We start from the raw sequence: 3,064 nt of genomic DNA, 5'->3' as shown, positions 1-3,064 counted from the left end.
AACACTTCTTGGGTGTTGTATGGTTAAGCCTCACGGGTAATTAGTATGGGTTAGCTCAACGTATCGCTACGCTTACACACCCCACCTATCAACGTTGTGGTCTCCAACGGCCCTTTAGGACCCTCAAGGGGTCAGGGATGACTCATCTCAGGGCTCGCTTCCCGCTTAGATGCTTTCAGCGGTTATCGATTCCGAACTTAGCTACCGGGCAGTGCCACTGGCGTGACAACCCGAACACCAGAGGTTCGTTCACTCCGGTCCTCTCGTACTAGGAGCAACTCCCTTCAATCATCCAACGCCCACGGCAGATAGGGACCGAACTGTCTCACGACGTTCTGAACCCAGCTCGCGTACCACTTTAAATGGCGAACAGCCATACCCTTGGGACCGACTTCAGCCCCAGGATGTGATGAGCCGACATCGAGGTGCCAAACACCGCCGTCGATATGAACTCTTGGGCGGTATCAGCCTGTTATCCCCGGAGTACCTTTTATCCGTTGAGCGATGGCCCTTCCATTCAGAACCACCGGATCACTATGACCTACTTTCGTACCTGCTCGACCTGTCCGTCTCGCAGTTAAGCTGGCTTATGCCATTGCACTAACCTCCTGATGTCCGACCAGGATTAGCCAACCTTCGTGCTCCTCCGTTACTCTTTGGGAGGAGACCGCCCCAGTCAAACTACCCACCAGGCACTGTCCGCGAGCCCGATTCAGGGCCCTGCGTTAGAACATCAAACATACAAGGGTGGTATTTCAAGGACGGCTCCAGCGCAACTGGCGTCACGCCTTCAAAGCCTCCCACCTATCCTACACATGTAGGTTCAATGTTCAGTGCCAAGCTGTAGTAAAGGTTCACGGGGTCTTTCCGTCTAGCCGCGGGTACACCGCATCTTCACGGCGAATTCGATTTCACTGAGTCTCGGGTGGAGACAGCATGGCCATGGTTACACCATTCGTGCAGGTCGGAACTTACCCGACAAGGAATTTCGCTACCTTAGGACCGTTATAGTTACGGCCGCCGTTTACCGGGGCTTCGATCAAGAGCTTCGCTTGCGCTAACCCCATCAATTAACCTTCCGGCACCGGGCAGGTGTCACACCCTATACGTCCACTTTCGTGTTTGCAGAGTGCTGTGTTTTTGATAAACAGTCCCAGCCATCTGGTCACTGCGACTCCCGACAGCTCCATCCGCAAGGGACTTCACCATCAAGAGCGAACCTTCTCCCGAAGTTACGGTTCTATTTTGCCTAGTTCCTTCACCCGAGTTCTCTCAAGCGCCTTGGTATTCTCTACCCGACCACCTGTGTCGGTTTGGGGTACGATGACTTGTAATCTGAAGCTTAGAGGCTTTTCCTGGAAGCAGGGCATCAATGGCTTCCGCACCGTGGTGCGTTCGTCTCGTGTCTCAGTGTTGTGTCTCCGGATTTGCCTGGAAACACCACCTACGCACTTTCACCAGGACAACCGTCGCCTGGCCCACCTAGCCTTCTCCGTCCCCCCATCGCAATTACAAGTCGTGCAGGAATATTAACCTGCTTCCCATCGATTACGCCTTTCGGCCTCACCTTAGGGGTCGACTCACCCTGCCCCGATTAACGTTGGACAGGAACCCTTGGTCTTCCGGCGAGGAGGTTTTTCACCCCCTTTATCGTTACTTACGTCAGCATTCGCACTTCTGATATCTCCAGCATGCCTCTCGACACACCTTCGCAGACTTACAGAACGCTCCCCTACCACTCACGCTTAGCGTGAATCCGCGGCTTCGGTGCCTGGTTTGAGCCCCGTTACATCTTCCGCGCAGGCCGACTCGACTAGTGAGCTATTACGCTTTCTTTAAATGATGGCTGCTTCTAAGCCAACATCCTAGCTGTCTGAGCCTTCCCACATCGTTTCCCACTTAACCAGAACTTTGGGACCTTAGCCGGCGGTCTGGGTTGTTTCCCTCTTCACGACGGACGTTAGCACCCGCCGTGTGTCTCCCGGATAGTACTTACTGGTATTCGGAGTTTGCATGGGGTTGGTAAGTCGGGATGACCCCCTAGCCCAAACAGTGCTCTACCCCCAGTAGTATTCGTCCGAGGCGCTACCTAAATAGCTTTCGGGGAGAACCAGCTATCTCCGAGTTTGATTGGCCTTTCACCCCCAGCCACAGGTCATCCCCTAACTTTGCAACGTTAGTGGGTTCGGTCCTCCAGTTGATGTTACTCAACCTTCAACCTGCCCATGGCTAGATCACCCGGTTTCGGGTCTACACCTTGCAACTAGACGCCCAGTTAAGACTCGGTTTCCCTACGGCTCCCCTATACGGTTAACCTCGCTACAAAATGTAAGTCGCTGACCCATTATACAAAAGGTACGCAGTCACCCCGAAGGGCTCCCACTGCTTGTACGTACACGGTTTCAGGTTCTATTTCACTCCCCTCACAGGGGTTCTTTTCGCCTTTCCCTCACGGTACTGGTTCACTATCGGTCAGTCAGGAGTATTTAGCCTTGGAGGATGGTCCCCCCATATTCAGACAGGATGTCACGTGTCCCGCCCTACTCGATTTCACATCAAGGTTGTTTTCGTGTACGGGGCTATCACCCTGTATCGCCGGCCTTTCCAGGACCGTTCCACTAACTTCCAAGATGCTTAAGGGCTAATCCCCGTTCGCTCGCCGCTACTGAGGGAATCTCGGTTGATTTCTTTTCCTCGGGGTACTTAGATGTTTCAGTTCTCCCGGTTCGCCTCGCTACGCTATGTATTCACGCAGCGATACCTAGCTTATGCTAAGTGGGTTTCCCCATTCGGAAATCCGTGAGTCGTAATGTCTCTTACCGACTGCTCACGGCTTATCGCAGGTTAGTACGTCCTTCATCGCCTCTGACTGCCAAGGCATCCACCATGTACGCTTAGTCACTTAACCATACAACCCCAAGAAGTGTCGGTGAAACCGGCACAGCTTGTTGTCGTACAACAAGGACCAAATAAAATTTGGTTTTCGCCAAGAAGTTTCCAAAGCACTTGTAACAAATGTTTGAGAACTACTTTTTAAATCAGCTTTCCAGATTGTTAAAGAGCA

General features: G+C 52.7%; 1 rRNA gene. It reads right to left on the bottom strand.

Annotated features, from left to right (window positions below):
• Positions 1–19 precede the first annotated feature (19 nt).
• Positions 20–2,908, bottom strand: a 23S ribosomal RNA gene (locus tag PG883_RS22990).
• Between the last annotated feature and the right edge of the window lie 156 nt (positions 2,909–3,064).

This window comes from Aeromonas sp. QDB25, from assembly GCF_027707725.1.
Taxonomy (GTDB): Bacteria; Pseudomonadota; Gammaproteobacteria; order Enterobacterales; family Aeromonadaceae; genus Aeromonas; species Aeromonas caviae.
This window is presented reverse-complemented; position numbering and strand designations above follow the sequence as displayed.